The 22,889-nt window shown below is 67.3% G+C and carries 22 protein-coding genes and 2 tRNA genes; 11 read left to right on the top strand and 13 right to left on the bottom strand.

Annotated features, from left to right (window positions below):
* Positions 1–14: 14 nt before the first annotated feature.
* The 4 genes from HMPREF9062_RS05810 to HMPREF9062_RS05795 all read right to left on the bottom strand — a co-directional run bounded on the left by HMPREF9062_RS05810 (position 15) and on the right by HMPREF9062_RS05795 (position 3,256).
* The gene (locus HMPREF9062_RS05810; RefSeq protein ID WP_009749139.1) at positions 15–404 is read right to left on the bottom strand and encodes a chorismate mutase; all 390 of its coding nucleotides are present in this window, start codon (positions 402–404) and stop codon (positions 15–17) included.
* Positions 401–1,696, bottom strand: coding sequence for an ATP-dependent Clp protease ATP-binding subunit ClpX (gene clpX / locus HMPREF9062_RS05805; RefSeq protein WP_009749138.1), 1,296 nt, complete (start codon positions 1,694–1,696; stop codon positions 401–403). Before clpX ends, HMPREF9062_RS05810 begins: the two co-directional genes overlap by 4 nt.
* Positions 1,697–1,914: 218 nt before the next feature.
* Positions 1,915–2,613, bottom strand: coding sequence for an ATP-dependent Clp protease proteolytic subunit (locus HMPREF9062_RS05800; RefSeq protein ID WP_009749137.1), 699 nt, complete (start codon positions 2,611–2,613; stop codon positions 1,915–1,917).
* A gap of 1 nt (position 2,614) precedes the next feature.
* Positions 2,615–3,256, bottom strand: a complete 642-nt coding sequence (locus HMPREF9062_RS05795) for an ATP-dependent Clp protease proteolytic subunit (RefSeq protein ID WP_009749136.1) — start codon at positions 3,254–3,256, stop codon at positions 2,615–2,617.
* Positions 3,257–3,488: 232 nt separating this feature from the next.
* Between HMPREF9062_RS05795 and HMPREF9062_RS05790 the strand changes: the two genes are divergently transcribed.
* The 5 genes from HMPREF9062_RS05790 to HMPREF9062_RS05770 all read left to right on the top strand — a co-directional run bounded on the left by HMPREF9062_RS05790 (position 3,489) and on the right by HMPREF9062_RS05770 (position 7,217).
* Entirely contained in the window at positions 3,489–4,316 is an 828-nt protein-coding gene (locus HMPREF9062_RS05790) for a class I SAM-dependent methyltransferase (protein ID WP_253270670.1), read from the top strand.
* Positions 4,313–4,951, top strand: coding sequence for an ATP-binding cassette domain-containing protein (locus HMPREF9062_RS05785; RefSeq protein WP_009749134.1), 639 nt, complete (start codon positions 4,313–4,315; stop codon positions 4,949–4,951). Before HMPREF9062_RS05790 ends, HMPREF9062_RS05785 begins: the two co-directional genes overlap by 4 nt.
* A gap of 57 nt (positions 4,952–5,008) precedes the next feature.
* On the top strand, positions 5,009–6,040 hold the full coding sequence (locus HMPREF9062_RS05780) for an ABC transporter substrate-binding protein (protein ID WP_009749133.1): 1,032 nt from the start codon (positions 5,009–5,011) through the stop codon (positions 6,038–6,040).
* Positions 6,040–6,810 (top strand): ABC transporter permease, encoded by a 771-nt coding sequence (locus tag HMPREF9062_RS05775; protein WP_009749132.1) that lies wholly within the window; start codon positions 6,040–6,042, stop codon positions 6,808–6,810. The genes HMPREF9062_RS05780 and HMPREF9062_RS05775 overlap by 1 nt, the downstream gene beginning before the upstream one ends.
* Positions 6,811–6,872: 62 nt before the next feature.
* Complete coding sequence (locus HMPREF9062_RS05770; protein ID WP_009749131.1) at positions 6,873–7,217, top strand: cupin domain-containing protein; 345 nt, start codon at positions 6,873–6,875, stop codon at positions 7,215–7,217.
* 582 nt (positions 7,218–7,799) lie between these two features.
* On the opposite strand, the gene tig is transcribed toward HMPREF9062_RS05770, so the two are convergent.
* The 4 genes from tig to HMPREF9062_RS05750 all read right to left on the bottom strand — a co-directional run bounded on the left by tig (position 7,800) and on the right by HMPREF9062_RS05750 (position 13,279).
* Positions 7,800–9,239, bottom strand: a complete 1,440-nt coding sequence (gene tig / locus HMPREF9062_RS05765; RefSeq protein WP_009749130.1) for a trigger factor — start codon at positions 9,237–9,239, stop codon at positions 7,800–7,802.
* A 159-nt stretch (positions 9,240–9,398) separates the two neighbouring features.
* Positions 9,399–9,713, bottom strand: a complete 315-nt coding sequence (locus HMPREF9062_RS05760; RefSeq protein WP_009749129.1) for a hypothetical protein — start codon at positions 9,711–9,713, stop codon at positions 9,399–9,401.
* 53 nt (positions 9,714–9,766) lie between these two features.
* Positions 9,767–11,218 carry a DUF1501 domain-containing protein gene (locus HMPREF9062_RS05755; protein ID WP_009749128.1) on the bottom strand — a complete coding sequence of 484 codons (1,452 nt, stop codon included), beginning with the start codon at positions 11,216–11,218 and terminating at the stop codon, positions 9,767–9,769.
* A gap of 21 nt (positions 11,219–11,239) precedes the next feature.
* Positions 11,240–13,279 carry a DUF1800 family protein gene (locus HMPREF9062_RS05750; protein WP_009749127.1) on the bottom strand — a complete coding sequence of 680 codons (2,040 nt, stop codon included), beginning with the start codon at positions 13,277–13,279 and terminating at the stop codon, positions 11,240–11,242.
* 303 nt (positions 13,280–13,582) lie between these two features.
* On the opposite strand from HMPREF9062_RS05750, the gene HMPREF9062_RS05745 reads away from it, so the two are divergent.
* From HMPREF9062_RS05745 to HMPREF9062_RS05735, 3 genes are all read left to right on the top strand, one after another.
* Entirely contained in the window at positions 13,583–14,965 is a 1,383-nt protein-coding gene (locus HMPREF9062_RS05745; RefSeq protein ID WP_009749126.1) for an LssY C-terminal domain-containing protein, read from the top strand.
* A 119-nt stretch (positions 14,966–15,084) separates the two neighbouring features.
* On the top strand, positions 15,085–16,437 hold the full coding sequence (fucP, locus tag HMPREF9062_RS05740) for an L-fucose:H+ symporter permease (RefSeq protein WP_009749125.1): 1,353 nt from the start codon (positions 15,085–15,087) through the stop codon (positions 16,435–16,437).
* Complete coding sequence (locus HMPREF9062_RS05735; protein ID WP_009749124.1) at positions 16,434–17,729, top strand: ABC transporter substrate-binding protein; 1,296 nt, start codon at positions 16,434–16,436, stop codon at positions 17,727–17,729. Before fucP ends, HMPREF9062_RS05735 begins: the two co-directional genes overlap by 4 nt.
* Before the next feature lie 116 nt (positions 17,730–17,845).
* On the opposite strand, the gene HMPREF9062_RS05730 is transcribed toward HMPREF9062_RS05735, so the two are convergent.
* The 5 genes from HMPREF9062_RS05730 to rpmF form a co-directional block, all read right to left on the bottom strand.
* Positions 17,846–18,136 (bottom strand): putative quinol monooxygenase, encoded by a 291-nt coding sequence (locus HMPREF9062_RS05730; RefSeq protein ID WP_009749123.1) that lies wholly within the window; start codon positions 18,134–18,136, stop codon positions 17,846–17,848.
* 138 nt (positions 18,137–18,274) lie between these two features.
* Positions 18,275–18,775, bottom strand: coding sequence for a hypothetical protein (locus tag HMPREF9062_RS12135; RefSeq protein ID WP_050795256.1), 501 nt, complete (start codon positions 18,773–18,775; stop codon positions 18,275–18,277).
* 577 nt (positions 18,776–19,352) lie between these two features.
* Positions 19,353–19,429, bottom strand: a tRNA-Pro gene (locus HMPREF9062_RS05720).
* Between the two features lie 56 nt (positions 19,430–19,485).
* Positions 19,486–19,556: transfer RNA gene (locus tag HMPREF9062_RS05715), tRNA-Gly, on the bottom strand.
* A gap of 35 nt (positions 19,557–19,591) precedes the next feature.
* On the bottom strand, positions 19,592–19,756 hold the full coding sequence (gene rpmF, locus HMPREF9062_RS05710; protein WP_009749121.1) for a 50S ribosomal protein L32: 165 nt from the start codon (positions 19,754–19,756) through the stop codon (positions 19,592–19,594).
* Between the two features lie 164 nt (positions 19,757–19,920).
* Between rpmF and HMPREF9062_RS05705 the strand changes: the two genes are divergently transcribed.
* The 3 genes from HMPREF9062_RS05705 to cysE all read left to right on the top strand — a co-directional run bounded on the left by HMPREF9062_RS05705 (position 19,921) and on the right by cysE (position 22,789).
* Positions 19,921–20,613: an IMPACT family protein gene (locus tag HMPREF9062_RS05705; RefSeq protein WP_009749120.1), complete on the top strand. Its 693-nt coding sequence runs from the start codon at positions 19,921–19,923 to the stop codon at positions 20,611–20,613.
* A 446-nt stretch (positions 20,614–21,059) separates the two neighbouring features.
* Positions 21,060–21,983 carry a cysteine synthase A gene (gene cysK, locus HMPREF9062_RS05700; RefSeq protein ID WP_009749119.1) on the top strand — a complete coding sequence of 308 codons (924 nt, stop codon included), beginning with the start codon at positions 21,060–21,062 and terminating at the stop codon, positions 21,981–21,983.
* Positions 21,984–22,213: 230 nt separating this feature from the next.
* The gene (gene cysE, locus HMPREF9062_RS05695; RefSeq protein ID WP_009749118.1) at positions 22,214–22,789 is read left to right on the top strand and encodes a serine O-acetyltransferase; all 576 of its coding nucleotides are present in this window, start codon (positions 22,214–22,216) and stop codon (positions 22,787–22,789) included.
* The last annotated feature ends 100 nt before the right edge of the window (positions 22,790–22,889 follow it).

Raw genomic sequence — 22,889 nt, 5'->3', positions numbered from 1 at the left:
CTGACAGGGCTCGGTCAGCGATCGGTCAACTCGTCGCGGATGGCCTCGTGATGGCGGATGACCTCGTCGACGATGAAGGAGAAGAACGACTCTGCGAAGATCGGATCGAGCCCGGAGTCGGCGGCCAGAGAGCGTAAGCGCGCCACCTGACGTTCTTCGCGGGCCGGATCCGACGGCGGCAGATCAAGCTCGGCCTTGAGCACACCCACCTGCTGGGTGCACCGGAAACGCTCGGCAAGAAGGTGGACGAGCGCGGCATCCAGGTTGTCGATCGTAACGCGGTAGGCGGCCAGCCGGGGTGGAACGCCCGGCCGGCCTTGTTCAACAGCCTCCGGCCTCGGCGAGGTTGAGCCGCCGGCGGCACCGCCTCCGTCGGCGGCACCGGCGGGCGGGACGGAGCTCATGCGGTCCGGCTCCGCTCCCCCTTGTAGGCGGCGGCCAGCGTCCCCGACCCGGCCTCGTAGCGGGGTCGGCCGGTCCCGCGCACGGCATCGGCGTCGACGACGACCCGGCCGATCTCCGGCATGGAGGGCACCTCGAACATGGCGTCGCCCAGAACCTCCTCAGCGATGCTGGTCAGCCCGCGCGCCCCGGTCTTGCGCTCCAGGGCCAGAGAGGCGATAGCCTTAATGGCCTCATCAGTGAAGACGAGCTCAACGCCGTCGAGGCTGAAGAGGTACTCGTACTGGGAGACGAGCGCGTTCTTGGGCTCGGTCATTACACGAACGAGCTCGGGAACGCCCAGGTCCTGGACGGTGGCGATGACGGGAAGGCGCCCGATGAACTCAGGGATGAGGCCGAACTTGTGGAGGTCCTCAGGACGCACCGGCGAGGCGAACACGTCCCGGCCGGCGTCCCTGGTCAACGTGGCGCCGAAGCCGACGAGCTGAGCGCCGACCTCCTTACGCTGGCGCTGGCGGACGATCTCCTCAATCCCGGCGAAGGCTCCGGCCGCGATGAACAGGATATTGGTGGTGTCGATCTCGAGGAACTCCTGGTGAGGGTGCTTACGCCCCCCGCCCGGAGGTACTGAGGCTGTGGTGCCCTCGATGATCTTGAGCAGGGCCTGCTGAACCCCCTCGCCGGAGACGTCGCGCGTAATCGACGGATTCTCGGCCTTGCGCCCGATCTTGTCGATCTCGTCGATGTAGATGATGCCCTTCTCTGCGCGCTTGACGTCACCATCAGCCGCCTGGATGAGCTTGAGGAGGATGTTCTCGACGTCCTCACCAACGTAACCGGCCTCCGTCAGAGCGGTCGCGTCCACGATGGCGAAGGGCACGTCGAGCAGGCGGGCCAGGGTGCGCGCCAGATGAGTCTTACCGGTGCCCGTGGGGCCTAGCAGGAGGATGTTCGACTTTCCAAGCTCCAGGCCATCGCCCTCGGCGACAGCCCGTTCGCGCACCTGGACGCGTTTGTAGTGGTTGTAGACGGCCACGCTCATGGCGCGCTTGGCGGTCTCCTGACCGATGACGTACTGGTTGAGAAAATCGAAGATCTCCTGCGGTTTAGGCAGTTCCAGGGGAACGCCCGCCCCGGAGTCGCCCAGCTCCTCGTCGACGATCTCGTTGCACAGCTCGATGCACTCGTCGCAGATGTAGACGCCCGGGCCGGCGATGAGTTTCTTGACCTGCTTCTGACTCTTTCCGCAGAAGGAGCACTTGAGAAGGTCGACACTTTCGGCGCTGCGTGCCACGTGGGGATCCTCCGTCTTGTCGAGTCGCTGCGGGCACGAGGCCCGACCCTGACGCCAGCCTACGGTGAAGGCGTCTCGACGAGGCCGGAGTACTCGGCGTGTCCGCGCGAAAGCGGGATGGGCATGGGGTGGAGTTGCACTCGTAGGCTAGCGCGCTTCCGCCGCGCGCGTCCCCCGATTCGGCCGAATTCAGGTCGAACCCAGACCGTTCTCAGGTCTCAGGCCGAGTGCGGCGGGGGAGAAGTCTTCCGGGAGGACAGCACCTGGTCGACGATGCCGTACTCCAGGGCCTGAGTCGCCGTCAGGACCTTGTCGCGCTCAAGATCGCCGTGGATGAGGTCGCGATCACGACCGGTATGAGCCGCCAGGGTGTCCTCGAGCCACGCGCGCATGCGATCGATCTCGTCGGCGACGATCTCGATGTCCGAGGCCTGCCCATGCATGCCCTCCATGGCGGGCTGATGGACGAGGACCCGGGCGTTGGGCAGGGCCAGGCGCTTGCCGGGGCTGCCGGCGGCCAGCAGAACCGCAGCAGCGGAGGCGGCCTGCCCCAGGCACACTGTCTGCACCTGCGGCTTAATGTACTGCATAGTGTCGTAAATGGCCGTCAGCGCGGTGAAGGAGCCGCCGGGACTGTTGATGTACATCGTGATCAGCCCGTCCGGATCCTGGGACTCCAGGACCAGCAGCTGGGCCATGATGTCGTCGGCGGACGCATCATCGACCTGCACCCCCATGAAGACGATGCGATCCTCGAAGAGCTTGGCGTAGGGGTCCTGGCGCTTGAATCCGTAGGCTGTGCGCTCCTCGAACTGGGGCAGCACGTAGCGCGAGGTCGGCAGACCGGCGGAGGCGACGGTACCGAAGTCCGCAGCACCGAGCCGGCGAGCGGCGTCGAAGTAGGGGGAGTTCGTCATGTCAGTTGTCTCCGTTCTGAGCGCCGATCTCACGGCTCGAGGTCACGATGTGGTCGATGAAGCCGTAATCGAGGGCCTCGGAAGCGCTGAACCAGTGGTCGCGGTCGGAGTCCGCGGTGATCTCCTCCAGCGTGTGGCCCGTGTTGGCGGCTGTGATCTCGGCCAGCTCATGCTTCATCGCGATGATGAGGTCGGCATTGATGCGGATGTCCGTCGCGCTGCCGCCCGCGCCGCCGGAGGGCTGGTGCATGAGCACGCGGGCGTGCGGGGTGATGTACCGCTTGCCTTTGGCACCGGCGGTCAGAAGGAACTGGCCCATGGAGGCGGCCAGACCGGTGGCCACGGTGACGACATCGGGCCGCACGTACTGCATCGTGTCGTAGATGGCCATGCCGGCGGTCACGGACCCGCCGGGGCTGTTGATGTACAGGTAGATGTCCTCATCCGGATCCTCGGCCGCGAGGAGCAGCATCTGGGCGCAGATGGCGTTGGCGTTCTCATCACGAACCTCGGAGCCGAGCCAGATGATCCGCTCCTTCAGGAGCCGGTTGTAGATGGAGTCGGTCAGGCCGAGACCTGTTCCGGGACCCTGGCCCTCGGCCACGGGCACGGCGGGTATCGCCGGCGAAGTCAGCTCACTCACGTCAGTCCTCTCATGTTCGGTGCTGCCAACGCTAACGCCGTCACCCCAGGCCTCATGCCCGCGATCGGGCGCTTTCGCTCACGGCACAGGTCCAGCGCCCCGTGATGCGAGGACATCCGTGCCACACGAGGGTGAGAGACCGTGAGGAAGCGCACCCGCCCCAGGGCGAGCGAGTAAGTTAGGGTTCCCTCACCCCATCATCAATGATGATCAACGGTCTGAGGAGGAGCCATTGCTATCCGCTTCCGCACCGCACGCCTCAACCGACGACCATGGCGCCCGCACCGGCCCTGAGGCCTCCCGCATGCAGGGCCAGTGGTTGCTCGCCCGTCTCGGCAAGCGCGTCCTGCGCCCCGGAGGCCTCGGCCTGACCCGCCGACTGCTGACCGTCGCCCCCGCGCACGGCGGGCGCGTCGTCGAGCTCGGTCCCGGCGTCGGCCGCACCGCTGAACTGCCACCGGCCTTCCACCCGTCCTCCTGCACGGCGGTCGACCCCGACCCCGAGGGGCGCGAGCGGGTCACCGCGATCCTCGAGGGGCACCCGGAGGCCGGCTCCGTCGTCGCCGACGCCGCCGCCACGCCTCTGCCGGACGCAAGCGCCGACCTGGTCGTCGGCGAAGCCATGCTCACCATCCAGTCGAGCGAGCACAAGCGCGAGATCATCGCCGAGGTTGCGCGCGTCCCGGCTCCGGGGGACCGCTACGTCATTCATGAGCCGGCGCTGCGGGACGACCGCTCGCCCGAGGAGCTGAAAGCGGTCCGCCAGAACATTTCCCGCACGATCATGGTCGGCGCTCGTCCACTGCCGCAATCCAGCTGGAAGGAGCTGCTGACCGGCGCGGGTCTCATGGTCAAGTGGACCGGGAGCGTCTCCATGCATCTGCTCGAGCCCCGCCGCATCGTCGAGGACGAGGGGCTCCTCGGCGCCATCCGCTCCTGGCGAGCCGTGCGCCGCACACCCGGGGCGCGCGAGAGGGTGCGGGCCATGAGGCAGAACTCCCGTCTGCAGGGGCGGATGCTCAGCGCCGTCGGCATCGTGGCACGCAAGCCTACCCAATGACGCCCCGCGACATGGCGGGCGAGACCGCCAACCTGGTTCTCGACCACCTCACCATGGTGCGCCGCGGACTCACGCTCGTCGATGATCTATCGCTATCCGTCGGTCCCGGTCGGACCCTGGCCATCACGGGCCCCTCGGGCGCGGGCAAGACGACGCTCCTGCGCGCCGTCTCAGGCCTGTCCCCCGCCGACTCCGGCACCGTCACCCGCCCGCAGGGCCGCGTCGCCCAGGTCTTCCAGGAACCCCGGCTCCTGCCCTGGTACTCCGCGCACCGCAATATCTCACTCATCATGGACGGACCGGCACCGAATCTGACGGCGATGCAGTGGCTCGAACGCGTCGGCCTGGCGGACGCGAGCCACCTGCCTCCGGGGCGCATGTCCGGCGGCATGCGTCAGCGCGTGGCCATCGCCCGGGCGCTGGCCGCCGCCCCGAGCCTCCTGCTCGTCGACGAGCCCTTCTCGGCTCTAGACCGTCCGTTGGCCGCGGCCCTGCGAGGCGACCTCATCAGGCTCCTCGCCGACCAGGACGTGGTAACCGTCTGGGTGACGCACGACCCCGGAGAGGCCGAGGAGGTCTCCCACCTCCATCTGCATCTGGACGGTCCACCCGGGACCTGGCGTCTGACCGGCTGAGAACCACTACGACCACCCGCGTCCCCGCCCCATCAGCACTTTTCGTGAAAGGACCGCATGATCAAGCGCCGCTCTCTTCTCGCCCTGACCGGACTCGACCTGCTGACCTCGGCGGTCCTGGCCGCCTGCTCGCCGAAGGGCGGAAGGGCCTCCGCCGACGCCACGGGCTCCCAGTTCCTCGACGCACTGCACGTCCACACGCCCACGACCCTCGCCTACGCTGCGCCCATGACATCCTTCGGCACCTACGGCTACCTCGACGCCCTCGTCGGGGAGGTCACGAAGGACAATTGGGCCAGCGTCGACGTGCTCAAGTCGCTGCTCCTCAACGGGGAGACCGACCTGGCCGCGGTCCCCTCCTACGTCCCCGCGAACCTGTTCAGCAAGGGCGTCGATGTGCGGCTGCTGGCCATACAGGTGTGGGGCATGCAGTACGTCATCGGCCCCGTCGGCTCGGCCGAGCAGGGTCTGGAGGCACTGCGGGGCAAGACCGTCGGCGTGCCCATGCCGGGCAACATGCCCGACCTCATCTTCCGCTACCTGCTGGGGCAGAAGGGCTGGAACGTCGATACCGACCTGACCATCCAGTCCTACACCGATGGCCAGGAAGCTCTGGGCGCCCTGCTCACCGGCACCGTCGAGTACTGCGTCCTGCCCGAGCATCCGGCGAGCATGTCCCTGGCCAGGGCCCAGCAGCAGGGAAAGAGCCTGGAGCGGACCGTCAACCTCCAGGAGGTGTGGGCCTCGGTCACCGGAGGCGAGGCGCGGTTCCCCATGGCCGGCCTGGCCATGCCGACAGCCCTCGCCGACCGTTCCGACCTCGTCGGCGCCATCCTCAGCGAGCTGGAAGCCGCCGTCGACGACGTCAACGCCATGTCGGAGGAGACGGTGGACGCGATCTCGAGCGTCAACGAGGTACCCGCAGATGTCGTCAAAGAAGTCATTCCGCGCTTGCAGCTTCAGATCGTCTCCGGCGCGGACGCCAAAGACGAGCTGGAGGACTTCTACACGAGGCTGGCCACTCTCAACCCCGACATCATCGGCGGATCCCTGCCGGCCGGGGACCTCTACATCTCGGATCCCCGCTGATGCTCGGCATGCGCCCTGCAGCTCGACGACTGCGCTCCCCCCTACTGTGGTGGACCGGTGTCGCGCTGGCGATCCTCATCTGGCATCTGGTGGCCCGATCCCAACCCGAGTACGTACTGCCGGGTCCGCAGACCACGTGGAAGGCTCTGGTCGGCCTCATACGCCACGACGAGCTCGGTGGCGCGCTCCTGCTGACCATCGAGCGAGGCGCCATCGGGCTCATGTTCTCCTGCCTAATCGGAATGCCGCTGGGATGGGCGATGGGCACATGGCCATGGATCAGTGAACTGCTGGACTCGTGGGTGCAGGTGCTCATGTCCATCCCACCAATCATCATCGTCGTGGTCGGCATGATCTGGCTCGGACCCACCGCTGGAGTCGTCATCCTCGTGGTCGCCCTGGTGACCCTGCCCCTGTTGACGACCACCGTGCGCGATGCCGTGACGGGAGTTGACATCGATCTGCTGGACATGGCGAGGGTCTTCGCCCGGAGCCGGGCGTGGACGGCACGCAGAATCATCCTGCCCGCGGTCGCTCCCCCGGTACTCTCAGCGGTGACCGTAGCTGTCGGCCAATCGGTGCGGGCCACCGTCATGTCCGAACTGCTCAGCACGGCGACGGGTCTGGGCGCACAGGTCCAGCAGGCGCGCACCAACCTGGAGACCGCCGATGTGTTCGCCCTGTCCGCCGTCATGGCGACACTCACGCTCGCCCTCGAGCTGTTCCTCCTGGGACCGCTCCGCCGCCGGTTGGCCCGCCCTCCGTCCTGAACGACGACGGCGCACCGGCCACCAGGCCACCATCACATCCGAGAACACACGAAAGGAATATCATGCCCACTACCCCCGTGAACGAGTCCCTTTTCCGCCTCGGCCTGAACGATGCGCTGCCGATCAGCGAGGAAGCGACGACTTCGCGTGTTGTGGTCAACAACGACGTGCTGCGCACCGTCATCTTCACCTTCGACGCCGGCCAGATGCTCACCGAGCACGCTTCCACCAAGGCGGTCGTTGTCACCCTCCTGGAGGGCGAGATGGACTTCTCCATCGGCGAGCGCAACGAACGCATGAAGGCCGGCGATGTCATCTACCTGGCCCCGAACGACCGGCACGCCCTGACCGCGGTGACCCCCTGCCGCATGGAACTCGTCATGGTCGACGTCAACAGCGGGGCCTGAGCCCCTGCGCCCCGTCCTCCCCGCGAGATCGATCCGAATTGGTTCACGTCGCTCCGGGTGACATGCCGGACGGACCGCTGTCTCACCCCGAGAGGCGGTCCGCCCGGTGTTCAGTTCCTCACCCGTAAGGTCGATCGCCAAAATCCCCCGAACACGTCGTTCGCCTCTGCTCTGATGGAGCGGCGAGGCCCTCGTACGGGCCCGGCCGCTCACCGCCTCTGGCTCTTCATGTCCAAATCTGCCGCAAAGACCGACCAGCTGCCGAGCCAGGTGGAGACAATCGTTGAGATTCCGGGGTTTCTTGCGATGCCTGCAACACTGCGAAAACCCCTTTGTGGCAGATTTGGACACCTCGTGCACACGAGACGGTCCCAAGCGCCTCAGACGTCCCACCAGACCTGTCTCCTCCGCTCACCGCCACAACTCACGCCTCGGCGCCGCGAAGCACGACGGCGGACAAAACGAAGAGGCGCAGGGACAGCGGCGGCCCCAGGCCACGTCCGCCACCCGGGCGGCCACAGGCCCAGGCCGATGACGCCGGCCAGGGGCGAGCGGCGCAGCGTCCGACGCGCGGATCTCAGCTCACTCGGGGCTCTGAGGGCTCTCAGCGGAAGCGACGGAGTCAGCACTTCCGGCGGAGGTCGCACTCTCAGTGCTCTCAGCGCTTCCGGCATCCGCATCGATCGGGGAGGAGCCCGTCTCGCCGGCCTCATCGGCGTCTGCGGCAGTCTGAGCGTCGAGCTCGTCGGAGCCGATAAACTCGGTCAGATCGAGGATCCGACCGGTGGAGTCCCTGACGGTCACCTGACGCAGGGCCATAGCCAACGACTTGTTGCGGGCGATCTCGGAAATGAAGGTCGGGATCTGACCGGCCTTCTGGGCTCCCTGAATGAACTGGGAGGGCTCCATGCCGTACTGCTGGGCCATCTGGACGAGGAAGTCGATGAGCTCGTCCTGGCTCACACCAACCTCCAGGCTCTCCGCCAGGGTGTCGAGAATGATCTGGTTGCGCACGCCATCGGTGATCTCGTCGCGGATCTCACCGGCGTGCTCGTCGTCCTCAGGCTTGCCCTCGGCGGTCAGATGCTGCTTGATCTCGTTGTCGACGACATCGGTGGGGACCTCGAAGGACACCTGCTCGCGCAGGTGCTCCAGGAGGGCGTCGCGGGCGGCGACGGCCTGGTCGCCGGCTCTGCGCTCGGCCACCTGCCTGCGCAAGTCCTCGCGCAGCTCATCGATCGTGTCGAACTCGGAGGCGAGCTCGGCGAACTCGTCGTCGGCCTCGGGCAGCTCGCGCTGCTTGACAGCGGTGGCGGTAACAGTGACCTCAGCCTCCTCACCCTTGTGCTCGCCACCGGCCAGTGCGGTCGTGAAGGTGATGGACTCATCAGCTTTCAATCCGCGCAGGGCGTCGTCCAGGCCGTCGAGCATGTTGCCCTTGCCAATCTCATAGGAGACGCCGGCCACTGAATCGACCTCCTCATCATCGATGACGGCCTTGAGATCGATGGTGACGAAATCCCCGGTTTCGGCCTCACGCTCGACCGATTTCAAAGAGCCGAAACGGGCACGCAGGCTCTCCAGCTCGCCGTCGACGTCCTGGTCGGTCACCTCGACGGCATCAACACCCACCTCGGTGCCGGCCAAGTCGGGCAGGTCGAAGACGGGTCGAACGGTGACCTCGGCGGTAAAGCCGAGCTGACCGCCCTGGGCGCCGGTGACATTGGGCAATTCGGTGACCGAGACCTCCGGCTGAGCCATGGGGACGCGCTCCGTCTCAGAAAGAGCGTCGCGGTAGAGGTCCGGGAGCCTGTTGTTGACGGCCTCCTGGATGACCGAGGCACGGCCCACACGCTGGTCGATGACCGGGGCCGGGACATGGCCGCGGCGGAATCCGGGCACCTGGATCTGAGAGCCGATCTCCTTGTAGGCGGCGTCGAGGCTGGGCTTGAACTCCTCGTAGGGGACCTCCACGATCAGCTTGATGCGCGTGGGGTCAAGGTTCTCGACAGTGCTCTTCACGGGGGTCTGCTCCGATGCGGGGTGCTGGTAGATGCATGTGCGGGGCGAGGACCGCCTCGCCACGGACGCCGACGGGCGGCGCCAATCCGTGCCATCCTAGGGCACGGTCGCAGCGGTGCGAAAAATGACGCTCAGCACATGATGGCTGCGCCGACGGGATCACTCGCGCCACGCGCCCGGACCGGTCGCCAGCGGCACAGTGCGTCCGGCCACGACCTTGCCCAGAAGGCGGCGGGGCGTCTCGGCCACCGCATCCACGGCGACGGTCACCCGTTCATGAACCTCGCGGGCCTCAGCGTCATCGACCCCGGTGAAGCGCACGGTCACGTGCGGCTCACCGGCGACGATGCCGACCTGGAAAGCCTCCAGTGTCGTCGTGGCCTCGACGGCGGCGCGAGCAGCGTCCTCAACGTCGCCCGGTGATCGGCCGGGGCGCAGAGCGGCGACCGTCAGAACCGTTCGATAGGAGGGCACGACCCCACCGTAGCCGAACGGAGGCCGCCCCGCGGTCCCCGGTCACGGGCGAGTCAGACAATGCCCAACGGTGCGCCGGGTGTGAAACCCGGGAAGACCTCCGCGAGGTTGTCCCCGTTGCCGAGCCTGGTGCTCACGATCTCGCTGAGCGCCTGGCGGTAGTCCAGCGTGATCGGCACATCGCCCAGCGAGAGGTTGCCCGCATCCAGACTCGGCACCGTGCCGAGCACACGGCCGCCCTTGATACCGCCTCCGAGCACGAACATGGTGTTGCCCTGGCCGTGATCGGTGCCCGCGCTGCCGTTCTCAGCCACGCGCCGGCCGAACTCACTCATGGTGACCACGGTGGTGGTCGCCCACCGGTCCCCCAGGTCCGTGCGGAAGGCGGCCAGCCCCTCGGCGAAGTCGCGCGCCCGTCGGGAGAACCACGCCTGCTCATCGGTGGCGGCGCCGAGCCCCGCGTGCATGTCCCAGTCGCCGATGTCGATGCAGGCGACCTCCACCCCAACGTCGGCCTTGGCCAGGCGGGCGATCTCGGACAGCCCGCGCCCCCATGTGGAGTCGGGATAGGTCTCCGGGGCGCCGGGTTGGTCCGCGCGGACCTGCTGAAGCACGGTGGCGGCGTCGAAGGTGGCGGCCGCCGTCTCTTGCACCTGACCGCCGGCGCCGCCGTACATCTCCTCCAGCGCCGTCTGAACGCGCGACTTGACCTGACTCGAGCTCCACACGGCCAGGTCGAAGGAATCGATGGAGGATACCGCGAGGGTGTCCATGGCGTTGGTGGCCAGCGAGAAGACCGTCGAACCGCCGACGGTCACGCCCCGGAACGTGCCGGTGTCCGCCGAGCTCGTCTGGAGATGGCGTCCGAGCCAGCCGGTGCGCACCGACGCCGGGGCGGCACGCTCGACGGTCACCTGATCCACGAAGTGGGAACGGGTGACATCCGGGGAACCCGATCCCTGGATGATCGCGAGCTGCCCTGCGTCCCAGATGGGCTTGAGAGCCCTCATGTGGGTGCTCAAGCCCCAGGTCCCATCCAACGGGACGGTCTGCTCGGCCCCGACCGCGATCGTGGAGCGGGCTGCGTAGTAGGCGGGATCGTTGATCGGCACGATGGCCGAAAGACCATCGAAGCCCCCGCGCATGAATACGCACACGAGCAGCTCGCGGGAGGCGGCGCCCTCGGCGGGAGCCGCGAAGGAGTAGCGGGGCATCGCAGTCGCCGTCAGCAGCGCCCCGAAGCCCGCTGCGGCCCCGCCCAGAATATGACGGCGCTTGACGAGGCGGGGTCCGCCCTCGACGTGCTCGACCTCGGTGAGCTCGGGCAGGTCGTAGTTCTCGGTGATGTAGCCGTCGGCCTCACAACCGGTCATGTGGCGGGTCACGCCGTCGACCTTCACCAGCAGCGCATCCTGCGACTGGTCGTGATGGTGCATGGGCGTGACGACGTCCTCTCGCATGAGGGCGGTGCCCTGGACGAAACGGGTCTTCTTGGACTCGGCCATCGTTGCTCCTTACCTCTTGCTTCAACGCAGGAAACCGTAGGGGCTGGCGAAGCACAGGCGGACGGCCTCCATGACGTCGTTGTCGATGCCGTCGCCGGCCACCGTCCACTCCTCCGCACTCCCCGAGGAGGGGGCGCCGGCCAGGACGGAGGCGACCGCCTCGAGATGGGAATCGGGCCAGGCGTAGCCGGTCAGGTGCCAGGAGATCCGGGCGGCGGTCTCCACGGCGTTCGCCCCGGCCTCCACGTCGAGCACCGTGACCCAGTCGGTGCGGCCCGACTCCTTCTCGTCGCCGATAACGGCGTTCTGGGTTGCGTTCCACAGGTTCATCATGCGGCTGGTCGACATCCAATACTCCGCGGTGTCCGGGTAGCCGTCCACCGTGGCGTACATGCGGGGATCCTGCCCAGCATCCTTGACGAGCCAGCCGTAGACGCCCGTGTTGTAGGGCTCGTCGCCGTCGTCGCGGCCGCGCGGGGTCAGCGATTGGGGGTGGGCCGCACGAGCGACGGTCATGACGAGCTCGATGGGCCGGCGCCATTTCCTGCCGACCGAGGCCTGGAAATCGGAGTGGGTCAGAGCGGCGCGGACAGCCGGAGCGATCCGGGTGTCATTGTCCAGGTAGGCCTGGGCGATGTGATCGACGACGGCCTGACTCGGCTCATCCTCGATGTAACGACGAGCAATGCGAGTGGCCAACCGCTGGGCGGTGGCCGGGTGGGCGCACAGGTACTCGACATAGCGCTTGAGCAGGTCGGGTCCTCGGGCCGCATCGTCATTCTCGTCGTGGAAGTCGAGAACATCGACCGGTCCGGTGGCGTGCTGCTCCGAGCGGTAGACGTAGCTCAGGGTCTCCCAGTCCTTGCCGTGGCCGGTCAGGAGCCTCGTGGATCCCTTGACATCGTCCTCGCTATAGGTGTCACGGCCCACGGTGTAGAGCTCGAGGAGCTCACGACCCAGGTTCTCATTGGGACTGTCCCTGGTGGATTCGACATTGTCGAGCTCCTCCAGCAGGGCGACATCGGTCAGGGCGGCGTGCAGGAAATCGGCGTAGCGCCCCAGGGCGTGCTTGCGCAGAGCGATGTCGAAGCCGGTGATGAAGGACTCGCCCTTGCCTCGCAGGGGCACGTAAACGTGATCGGCGAGCATCTCGACGATGGACTCGGCCAGGACCCTGTTGGAGAAGCGCAGTCGGGCCAGGATCGCGTTGGTCACGCTCGGCGAGGCCTTGTAGACCGCTCCGTTCGTGGGGCCGACGAGTTCGGGCGTGGTCATCTGCGACCAGGGGAAATAAGTGGAGACGATGTCCTCGGCGCGGGAGTCGTCGATGCTCTCGGGTGCCAATTGGGCGTCGAGCCACGCCTCGACCCCCATGCTCTCGATGTCGGCCGCGATCTCGGCGGTCGCCGCATCCGAGGCGCGCCGGGCCAAATGCCACGCCGGTGAGGTCCTGAGGGTAACGCCGGGCGCCAGATCGGTGGTGGCGGTCAAGGAGGCCTGCTGAGGCGCATGACTGTAGACCTCGGGAGGCGCGGGTGTCGCCGCGGCAGCGTCCCCCTGCGAGTCGCCGGACGACGACCCCGTGCCGTCGGTGCCATCCGCGAAACCGCCGGTCCGCTCAGCCACGTTGATCCCGTCGGCGGAAGGGTCCGGTGCCATCGCGCCGGTATCGCCTTCCGAGGTTCCTACGACCCGGGGCGAGGGCGCCTGCGAGGAGACGACCTGCTGCGCGGAGGCCGGCGAGGAGAGCGCCCCGGGTCCGGACGCGATGCCGGCGGCGGACGCGGAGGGGCCGGGCGCGCCGGCGGATCCGCGCGCACCGCCCCCGATCCCGCCGTTCAGGGCGCTCGCCGCGGTGCCGACGGCGCCGAGGGCGGCGGCACCGGTCAACCATAAGATGCCACGGCGCCGAGTGGAGCCCGCTTCCTCCCTGTCCGCGCCCTCGGCGTGCGCATCGGCACTCGCCCGCGCGGTCCCCTCATCGGCCGTAGGGGTGCCGGAGAAGATGCCAGGGTCAGGTGAAGGAGTGGTCGAAGAGTCGTTGTCAGGGTGTGCTTGCATTGCGCCTTCCGGTCGCCGCACCGCGCTCGGGTGTCGACAGGACGGTTCTCAGGATGTGTCGATGTCCGCGGACTTCCGGTCGCCGGCCTGCTACCAACCGGCGACCATTCAACAGGGTAGCGTAGAGAACCGGTCTCAGCGAGAGGGTGAGGGCTCTGATCGATGAGAAAAGACTCATCGGTCGTCACGCCCCCAGCGGACCGCAGTCGCGCTCACGATCGCGGTTCCCGCCCTGCGCGGCGATGTTCCGCCCGATAACCTGAGGCCGGTCAGCATCGAGTCGCCTGTTGGGAGGTCCCGCCGATGAGCTCGTCCCCACCGGTGCGAGACGGCCCCGCACCGGTCCTGCGCCCCGTACAGCGACGGCTGCTGACCTCGCACAGTCTGGATCTGGTCTTCTTCGGCATCGCGCTGGTGTGCGTGACGCTGCTCGCGCTCGCGCTGGCTCGCCAGGGGTGGCGGCTGGCGCCTCAGCTCATCTACCTCGTGGGTTTCTGGCTGCTGACGTCCTACCTCGCCCTGCCCCGGGTGCACCGCATCCTCACCGCGATCTACGTGCCCGACTACTTCATCGGTCGAGCTCGCACCACCGATGGCATGCTCGGCGACCCGATCAATCTCGCCGCGCGCGGCAGTGAGAACGATGTGCACCGGGTTATGCAGGCGGCGAGCTGGACCCGGGCCGACCCTCTGCGCCTGGATACCTCGGTGCGGATCGTGCACGCGGCCCTAGCCAGGCGTTCGTATCCGGCGGCGCCGGTGAGCACACTCATGCTCTTCGGCCGACCGCAGGCCTTCACCTACGAGCAGCAGGTGGCGGGGAACCCCTCCCGCCGCCACCACATCCGATTCTGGCCGGTGCCCGACGGCTGGCTCCTGCCCGGCGGAACGCCTGTCGACTGGCTCGCGGCCGGCACCTACGACCGCGCCGTCGGCCTGTCACTGTTCACGGGGCAGGTCACTCACAAGGTCGCCGCCGATACTGACGTCGAACGGGACCACGTGCTGTCCACCGTACGGCGCACCGTCCCCGCGGTCGGCGTCACGACGCTGAAACGCTTCTCCACCGGATACCATTCGCGCAACGGCGGTGGAGATGCCATCACCACGGACGGCAGCCTGCCGATCCTCGAGCTCGAGGAGACCGACCTCGACGACCTGCCCGCCTCCGTCGGCCCGAGTGCGGACGCTGGAGCACCGGCTCCCGACGACGACCTGGTGGTGGCGACGACGAAGGCGGCGCAACGAGCGGCCGCCCGTCCCATAGGGCTGGTCGGCGGTCTGCTGGCCATCGCGGTGGGCATCGCCCTGGACACGGTGAGCTATCTCCCGCACATCTCCCGCCTGGCCGCTCTGACGAGCACCGAACTCAACGACCTGCACGCCGCCGGGCGGCTCGATGGCGTCATCTGGGGCGTCCTGACCGCAGTCTACCTGGTCCTGGCGGCCCTGATCGCTCTCACCTTCCGCGGCATCGGTCAGAGTCGTTTCACGCTGATGGGTGCGGTGTGTCTGCAGGTGATGGGGCAGCTGTGGCAGTGGATCGCGCTGCCGCCGGGCAGCCTGTCCTTCCCGGCTCTGCTGACGACGTCGATGTACGTGCTGGGTCTCTACGGCTTGAGCAGCCTCGCCGTCGCGCAGTGGTGTCAGGAGCGGGGGAAGGATCGCCGCAGGCGACGGACCTGAAGAACCCTGCGCGAAAGCCCGCCGAAACGAGGAAGCCAGGGTACCATCATAGTGATGTGTTGCACACACTTCGGCGCGGAGCCCGCCTCCGTGTCGCCGGAGCAATCCACGGAGACCCTATGACGGCCCTGACACAAGCCAGTGAATCCACCGCCTCGTCCACCGAATCCAAGCCCAAGATCCTCTTCCCGGGCGCCGCCACGCTCCTCATCGCGGTCATCGGGTGCTTCACCGCCTGGGGCATCGCCGCCGATCTGACGACCCCCATGGTCTCGGGTTTCAAGCGCATCTTCGATATGTCCTCGTTCCAGGCGTCCCTGGTCCAGATGGCGTACTACGGCGCATACTTCCTCCTCGCCATCCCCGCCGCCTTCATCAACTCCAGGTGGGGCTACAAGGCGGGGATGGTCTCGGGCCTGGCTCTCGCCTCGCTGGGCGCTTTCGGATTCTGGCCCGCCTCCCGGGTGATGACCTACGGCGCCTTCCTCGCCGCCCTGTTCGCCATCGCCGCCGGGTGCTCCCTGCTGGAGACCTCCGCCAGCCCCTACGTCATCTCCCTGGGACCGGAGCAGACGGCTACGCGACGCCTCAATCTCGCTCAGGCGTTCAACCCGTTGGGGACCAATATCGGAGTTCTCATCGCCTCGACTCTCATTCTCCCCAGGCTCGACACTCCGGTGAATCTCGCCGATGTCAGCGCCGAGACGGAGCGGCAGATCCGCGCCGAACAGTTGCGCGCCGTCACCGGCCCCTATATCGGGCTGGGGATTTTGCTGGCCGTCATCCTCGTGATCATCTTCATCCAGAAGGCGCCGCCCGCAGCCTCCTCGTCCGAGGAGACGACCACGACGAGGCCCGCCAACCCGGCGGCCATCTTGTGGCGCTCGAAGAGGTACCGCTACGGCGTCCCCGCCCAGTTCTTCAACGTGGCCGCCCAGGTGTGCTGCTGGACGTACATCATCCAGTACACGCAGCAAGCGGTCGACGGCTCCCTGCAGCTGGGGTCGCAAATGCTCCAGATCAGCCTCATCATCTTCCTCATCGCCCGCTTCGTCATGACCGCCGTCATCGCGCGCATCCGGGCGACCAAGGTCATGACGGCCCTCGGCACGCTCGCCGTCTGCCTGTGCATCTACGCCGCGCTCCGTCCGGACTTCACCGGGGTCATCGCTGTTATCGCCATCTCCTCGTGCCTATCCCTCATGTTCCCCACGATCTACGGGGTCGCCCTCGCAGGGCTCGGCGAGGCAACGAAGTTCGGCGCCGCTGGTCTGGTCATGGCGATCGTCGGCGGGGCGATCATGCCGATGGTCCAAGGAAAGGTGATGGACATGACGAGCGCGTCGACCTCCTTCGTGGTCCCCGCATTCTGCTTCGCCATGGTCACGCTCTATGCGATCTACGACCTGCGCGCACCCGTTCAGCGAGTAATCGCCACAACCTCGACAGAGACAGAGAGGAAGGCCCAATGATGACCCCCCTGAAACAGCGCGTCGTCGCCCTTCTCACCGCTGCCATGACCGCCCTCGCCCTGACCGCATGCTCGCACGGATCCTCCCCCTCCGCGAGCGGATCCATCGACGTCCTGTCATGGTGGACGTCCGCCTCCGAGTCCTCCGCCTTCGACACTCTCATCGACCAGTACAAAAAGCGAAACGACGACGCCTCCGTCGACGAGATCGCCGTCACCGGAGGCGGGGGCTCCCAGGCCCATGTCACCCTGGCTTCGCGCCTCGCGCGGGGGGATGCCCCCGACGTCTGGCAGAGTCTTGTCGGCGGGAACATCGCGGCGTGGCGCAGCGCCGGCGCAGTCGGCGACATCTCCTCCCTCTTCTCCGACGACGTCAAGGCGCAGCTGCCCGAAAACATCCTCTCCTCGGTCTCGGTGGACGGGGCGCAGTACGCGGCGCCCCTGGCCGCGCATCGGGCGAACCTCCTCATGTTCAACAGCAATGTCCTGCGCAGCGCAGGTATCGCCGAACCCGATTCGGGTTACACCCTCAACCAGTTCCTGGCGGACCTCGACGCCCTTCAGGCGCAGGGAACGACCCCCTTGTGCATCGGCGGAGCCGACACCATCACTACGGCGGGACTCTTCGAGTCCGTTCTCCTGGCCACCATCGGTCAGGACGGTTGGGAGAAGATCGAGGCGGACCGCTTCGACTGGAACGGTCAGGAGGTCAAGGACGCCTTGGACACCTTCGGGCGCCTGATGGACCGCACCTCCGCGGATGACGCGTCCCGCACGTGGGATGAGGCCGCCGGCCGGCTGGCTGCCGGAGACTGCGGCTTCTACCAGATGAACGACAGCGCCCTGAGCGAGTCCGCCGCATCGAACGGTTCGGCCACCGGGAACGCGCCGGTGTCCTCGGTCGTCTTCCCCGGAACCGACGGTTCTTTCCTCATGGTCGTCGACTCCTTCGTCGCCTCCTCCTCGACGGACAACCAGAAGGGCGCGGACGCCTTCCTCTCCACTGTCCTCGATCCCGGAGCCCAGACCGCCGTTTGCGAGGTCAAGGGATGCGTGCCGGTGCGCAACGACGCGGACGTCTCCACCCTCTCCGCCTACCAGCAGCAGGCGTCGCAGGATCTGCGCAGTCAGACGATCCTCAACACGATCTCCTACGGGGAGGTGACCTCGCCGGCGATGCAGGACGGCTTCTTCCAGGCCGTCAAGAACTACATCTCCACCCGCGACTCCTCATCCTTCGGACGCATCCTCACAGATCGCGTCAACGAGGGGGAGGGCGGTCCCAACCACTGACCGCCGGGATTGGCTTGGGCCGGACGTTGTCCGGCCCAAGCCAATCCCGCCCGATCCCACGGCTAGGACCCGTTCAGGCGGAAGCGCGACGGAGTCGCTGCGAGAGGGAGGGCGCGTCAGGCGATCTGGTCGATGAAGGTGAGGACCGAGTGGGGCTCCTCGATGATCTCCTCCAGACGATCGTTGAAGGGGCCGCCGTAGGGCATACCCAGATGGGTATGGAAGGCGTCCTCATCGACGTAGGCCTCCATAACGAAGAACTTCGCGGGATCGTCGCTGTGACGGTAGACGTCGAAGACGCGGTTGCCGGGCTCGGTGCGGACCTTGTCGGCGAAGCCGCAAATCATCTCCGCGACCTCATCCTCATGACCGGGCTTGGCAGTGAACTGCGAGTGCAGGATCTTCATGGTTCCTCCTTGTGGCGTCACGTACAACACCGCCCTCATTCTATGATGCACACCATTTCAAGGGGGCCGTCACAGAGGTCGACTGCGCGTTCCTCTCCGCTCCGCCATCCCGACCGGTCGCGGCCATCCATGATCAGATCAGTTCATGGTCAGGGTGATGTTCAATCCGTCATCGGGGTGGTACGTCCATGAGGCGCTGATGCCCTCCCACTGACCGTCCTGCATGCCGTCGAGGGCGCGGGTGGCGGACATGCGGGATATGACGGCGTCGGATGCGCCGAGCTTGGCGAGGATGCATCGCAGGTCCTGAACGGACATACCGGACGAATGCCGCTCTGCGCCTCGCGTGCGAAGCGTGAGAGTGCGGCCGCCGTCGCCGAACTGAGCGCCGGCGGGAGAGCCACACGAGGAGACGGCGGAGGAGAACAGGGTGCTGCGCGTGGCGGAGGCCGACGCCGATGCGGCCGCGACGCCCTTCTCACTCCCGACGGCGTAGCCGCCGACTGCGCCGAGCGTGAGGGCGACGGCAGCGGTGGCGAAGATGGACACGACGACGCCGGCGCGACTCCTGCGGGACGGGCGCGAAGGGTATGGCGCGGCATGGTCGGGTCCGTCGACGGGATAGACGGGGACAGTCATGGGAACTCCTGACGAAGATTTGAAACAGCACAGCCAGCGAAACGCTAGCATGATGGTTTCTAGGATTTTAGTTCATGAGAGTCTGCACCGGTGCAAGCCGACGGATGCCGTATCGTCACAATCTGTTTCGCGCGGGCGGGCCGTACGGCCCGGCCGAGCGAGGCGGCCGCCGGTCGGGGCCTCCCCCGCTCCGCCATCGCGCCTTGAGGTAGCACCCGCCCGTGGCCACTGCTCAGCCGAGCCGGAGCGCCGGTCGCCGGTACTCGCGCGAGAAACAACCGCGGGTCGTAGCACGGCCGAAGACTCGGGCACGCATGCCGGGAACGCCGGCGAGAACGAACAGGACGGCGTGGTGGGCGTATCAGCGAACGCATTCGCAAGGGTCGAGGCGACAGGACGGCATGATAAATCATGGCATAACGGCGCGACCTTCGCAGGCGCCGGCGACTCAGCACCTCTCGATCGTCCTGACTACTCGTACCGTACAGTCGTAAATATACCGAATTCCCACAAATTTAAAATATGCAGGAAAAATGGAACATGAAACTGTTTATAAATAGTTCAAATGTGGACTCGATGGTCGGGGCAGCGGGATTTGAACCCACGATCTCCTGCTCCCAAAGCAGGCGCGCTACCAAACTGCGCTATACCCCGCGAAGAAACGAGAGAGTCGCCGCCGGGGAACCGGAGGCGACCCGCCCGTTCTACAGAGCGGGTGACGGGAATCGAACCCGCACCATCTGCTTGGAAGGCAGAGGCTCTACCATTGAGCTACACCCGCGAGGCGGATCGGCCCCGCCGACCCGCAGACAAGAGTCAGTACTCGATGAGACCGGTCCTGTAGGCCTTCACCAGACGACGGGGCACGGTGATCTCACGACCCTTGACACGAATCGTGTTGAGCTCGGGCAGCTTAGCCTTCCACTGCGAGCGGCGGTTGCGGGTATTGCTGCGGGACATCTTCCGCTTCGGCACTGCCATGAGCCCGCTCCTCTCAAAGTCTGTGGATCGTGCGATCCGTCGGAATCAGGACCGCAGGATACCTTAACGGCAGCGAGCGAGGCCCTTCCAGCCCAAGCAGGGCGTAAGCCATGTGAGATCAGTCCCGTCGTCTCGGTGCCGGTCCGTCGTGCCACGATGCCGTCATGCACGCTCCAACCGCTGCCGGCCCAGCTCCCACACCCACGTTCACCCTGGCCCGGGGCGACCAACCCGAAATCGACCTGACGGTCAAACGCTCCCGCTTCCTGGCCCGGGCGGCGCGGGCGGACAACGAGGAGGAGGCGCGCGGGTTCATCGCAGCGGTGCGTGCCCACCACCCGGACGCTCGCCACCACTGCTCGGCCTTCACGGTCCCCAGTCCCGGAGCCCTGGCGGTCGAGCGCTCCAGCGATGACGGCGAGCCCTCAGGCACCGCCGGCGGGCCGATGCTCAAGGCGCTGCGGTCAGCGGGGCTGAGCGCGACCGCCGTCGTCGTCACCCGCTACTTCGGAGGAACGCTTCTGGGCACCGGCGGCCTCGTGCGCGCCTACTCGCAGGCGACGGCGCGCGCCCTGGCCGTCGCACGACGAGTGCGCCTGACGACCCGCCACCTGTGGGAGGTGCACGCCCCAGTGGCCGACGCCGGTCGCCTCGAGGCCGGGTTGCGGGACGCGCGCGGGCGCGGAGCGCACGACCTGACCGTGGAGGGAATCACCTGGGGCCCGAACCACGCTGTGCTGACCCTGGCCACCGATTCCCCCGACGCCGTCGGGCTCGACGAACTCCTGGCCGCCCTGACCGGCGGCGGAGCCGAACCCCGCAGCATCGGACGCCGCACCGTTGAAATGCCGGCCTGACCCACCCGCCGAGCGGATGCTCGGCCTTCACCGTGTTCGCCTTGACAGCCGCAACCATCCGCGCGGTACTGTCTGTCCGGCAGGGGACCCCTTCATCAAGGTCGACGAGTCCCGATGCACGAAGCACGAGAGGAGGGCTCCCATGATGGCCAATGGCGTCATGTGCGCGACGTCCTCCTGCTGTCGGTGTCGATAGGGCGCCTGGCCACGACACTGTGCGCGCGTCGCTGCGCGCATGCCCGGCGCTCTGGGCGAGTCTCGACGCGAACTGTGCTGCAATCGCAGGAACCGCGCGCCTCATCCGCCCTCCCCACCGACGGCCGCGAACCGTCTGCCGACTCCGCTCGGCGCCCGGACCCTGCCGGTTCCCCACTCTTGTTGTTCATCGGCCGCCGTGCCTGCGCGGCCGATCCCGTCCACAGGGAAGCTCACGAGGAAGAAGCATCATGACCTATTTGTCCAACATCACCGAGGCCATCGGCGGCACCCCGCTGGTGCGCATCAATCGCGTCATCTCCGGCCCCGTCACGGTCCTGGCCAAGGTCGAGGCCTTCGAGCCCGCCGGGTCCGTCAAGGACCGCATCGCCCTGTCGATCGTGCGCGCAGCCGAGGAGTCGGGCGATCTCAAGCCGGGCGGCACGATCATCGAGGCCACCAGCGGCAACACGGGCGTCGGCCTGGCCATGGTCGGCGCGGCTTTGGGCTACAAGGTCATCATCACGATGCCTGAGACTATGTCCAAGGAGCGCCGTGCGATCATGCGCGCTTTCGGCGCCGAGCTCGTGCTCACCACGGAGGGCGGCGTCGCCGGTGCGGTCAAGCGGGCCGAGGAGATCCAGGAGGCGACCCCCAACTCGATCCTGGCATCCCAATTCACCAACCCGGCCAACCCCTGGATCCACCGGGAGACGACTGCGCGCGAATTCCTGGAGCAGGCCGGTGAGTTCGACGCCTTCGTCGCCGGTATCGGCACCGGCGGCACCCTGACCGGTGTGGGCCAGGTCCTGTCCGAGGAACGGCCCGACGTCAGGATCTTCGGCGTTGAGCCCACCGAGTCCCCTCTGCTGAGCGAGGGGCATGCCGGCCCACACAAGATCCAGGGGCTGGGCCCCAATGTCGTCCCCGAGATTCTCGACCAGAACATCTGGGACGAACTGCTCCACGTCCCCTCCGACGACGCCATCACCTACGCCCGGCGCGCTGCCGCTGAAGAGGGCCTGCTCGTGGGCGTCTCCTCGGGCGCCGCTCTGGCCGCCATCGATTCCCTCGCCCGGCGTTCGGAGCTCGCGGGCAAGACGATCGTCACCGTCCTTCCCGACACCGGTGAGCGCTATCTGTCCACCCCGTTGTACTCCGAATACCTCAACTGATAGCCCGATCGCGCCACGGGTGCCCGGTTCCCGCCGCCCTCTGAGCGGGCCGGCCGGCGGCGGCACCCGGGAACGGGGGTGCCGCCGCCGAACGTTATCTCGGCCCGGACCCCCTCCGGCCATCGGCCGCCGCGAACGGTCCCGATGGGCGCGGGGAGCCGGGCCGATAGCCCTTCGCCAACGCCCTACGGCAGTGCCGCCCGGCACCGACCCCGACACTGAGGAGCACCATGCACGACCCGAACCGTTCGCTGTGGCACCTGGCCAAGGAGGACTTGACCACAGCCCGCAGACGCGATCCCGCGGCGCGCTCCAGTCTCGAGGTGGCCGTGCTCTACCCCGGTGTGCACGCCCTGTGGGCGCATCGAGCAGCGCATAAGCTGTGGCGCTCGGGCCACAAATTCGCCGCCCGAGCCCTGTCCCAGGCGGCACGGAATGTCACCGGCATCGAAATCCACCCGGCGGCGAGGATCGGCGATCGCTTCTTCATCGACCACGGCATGGGTGTGGTCATCGGCGAGACCGCGGAGGTGGGCGACGACGTCCTCGTGTTCCACGGGGTGACCCTCGGTGGTGTCTCGATGAACCCCGGTAAGCGCCACCCCACGATCGGTAACAACGTGCAGATCGGTGCGGGTGCCAAAGTGCTCGGCCCGGTGACGGTCGAGGACAATGCGAAGATCGGCGCCAACGCGGTGCTGGTCAAGAACCTGCCCGCCGACCACGTGGGCGTGGGCGTCCCGGCGCGCGCCCGCGACCCGCGCACCGACCCCGAACTCATGATGGACCCCACCATCTACATCTGACGACAGCGTCGGACTCGCCGGCCCGCCCCGCACTCGGTCGATCGGCGCCGCTGGCGCACGACGAGGCCGGACGGCGGAGGGCCGCTTCTGCGGACATCAT

The organism is Actinomyces sp. oral taxon 448 str. F0400 (genome assembly GCF_000220835.1).
Classification (GTDB): Bacteria; Actinomycetota; Actinomycetes; order Actinomycetales; family Actinomycetaceae; genus Actinomyces.
The sequence above is the reverse complement of the archived record's forward strand: the minus strand, read 5'-3'. Positions and strand labels throughout refer to the sequence as shown.

Excerpts from the sequence above, each read along its gene's own strand:
- HMPREF9062_RS05810 (WP_009749139.1), bottom strand. The coding sequence starts at position 404 with ATGAGCTCCGTCCCGCCCGCCGGTGCCGCCGACGGAGGCGGTGCCGCC.
- HMPREF9062_RS12135 (WP_050795256.1), bottom strand. The coding sequence starts at position 18,775 with ATGACTGTCCCCGTCTATCCCGTCGACGGACCCGACCATGCCGCGCCA.
- cysE (WP_009749118.1), top strand. The coding sequence starts at position 22,214 with ATGCACGACCCGAACCGTTCGCTGTGGCACCTGGCCAAGGAGGACTTG.
- rpmF (WP_009749121.1), bottom strand. The coding sequence starts at position 19,756 with ATGGCAGTGCCGAAGCGGAAGATGTCCCGCAGCAATACCCGCAACCGC.
- HMPREF9062_RS05780 (WP_009749133.1), top strand. The coding sequence starts at position 5,009 with ATGATCAAGCGCCGCTCTCTTCTCGCCCTGACCGGACTCGACCTGCTG.
- HMPREF9062_RS05785 (WP_009749134.1), top strand. The coding sequence starts at position 4,313 with ATGACGCCCCGCGACATGGCGGGCGAGACCGCCAACCTGGTTCTCGAC.
- fucP (WP_009749125.1), top strand. The coding sequence starts at position 15,085 with ATGACGGCCCTGACACAAGCCAGTGAATCCACCGCCTCGTCCACCGAA.
- cysK (WP_009749119.1), top strand. The coding sequence starts at position 21,060 with ATGACCTATTTGTCCAACATCACCGAGGCCATCGGCGGCACCCCGCTG.
- HMPREF9062_RS05755 (WP_009749128.1), bottom strand. The coding sequence starts at position 11,218 with ATGGCCGAGTCCAAGAAGACCCGTTTCGTCCAGGGCACCGCCCTCATG.
- HMPREF9062_RS05745 (WP_009749126.1), top strand. The coding sequence starts at position 13,583 with ATGAGCTCGTCCCCACCGGTGCGAGACGGCCCCGCACCGGTCCTGCGC.
- HMPREF9062_RS05735 (WP_009749124.1), top strand. The coding sequence starts at position 16,434 with ATGATGACCCCCCTGAAACAGCGCGTCGTCGCCCTTCTCACCGCTGCC.
- HMPREF9062_RS05705 (WP_009749120.1), top strand. The coding sequence starts at position 19,921 with ATGCACGCTCCAACCGCTGCCGGCCCAGCTCCCACACCCACGTTCACC.
- HMPREF9062_RS05770 (WP_009749131.1), top strand. The coding sequence starts at position 6,873 with ATGCCCACTACCCCCGTGAACGAGTCCCTTTTCCGCCTCGGCCTGAAC.
- HMPREF9062_RS05730 (WP_009749123.1), bottom strand. The coding sequence starts at position 18,136 with ATGAAGATCCTGCACTCGCAGTTCACTGCCAAGCCCGGTCATGAGGAT.
- HMPREF9062_RS05750 (WP_009749127.1), bottom strand. The coding sequence starts at position 13,279 with ATGCAAGCACACCCTGACAACGACTCTTCGACCACTCCTTCACCTGAC.
- HMPREF9062_RS05800 (WP_009749137.1), bottom strand. The coding sequence starts at position 2,613 with ATGACGAACTCCCCCTACTTCGACGCCGCTCGCCGGCTCGGTGCTGCG.
- HMPREF9062_RS05775 (WP_009749132.1), top strand. The coding sequence starts at position 6,040 with ATGCTCGGCATGCGCCCTGCAGCTCGACGACTGCGCTCCCCCCTACTG.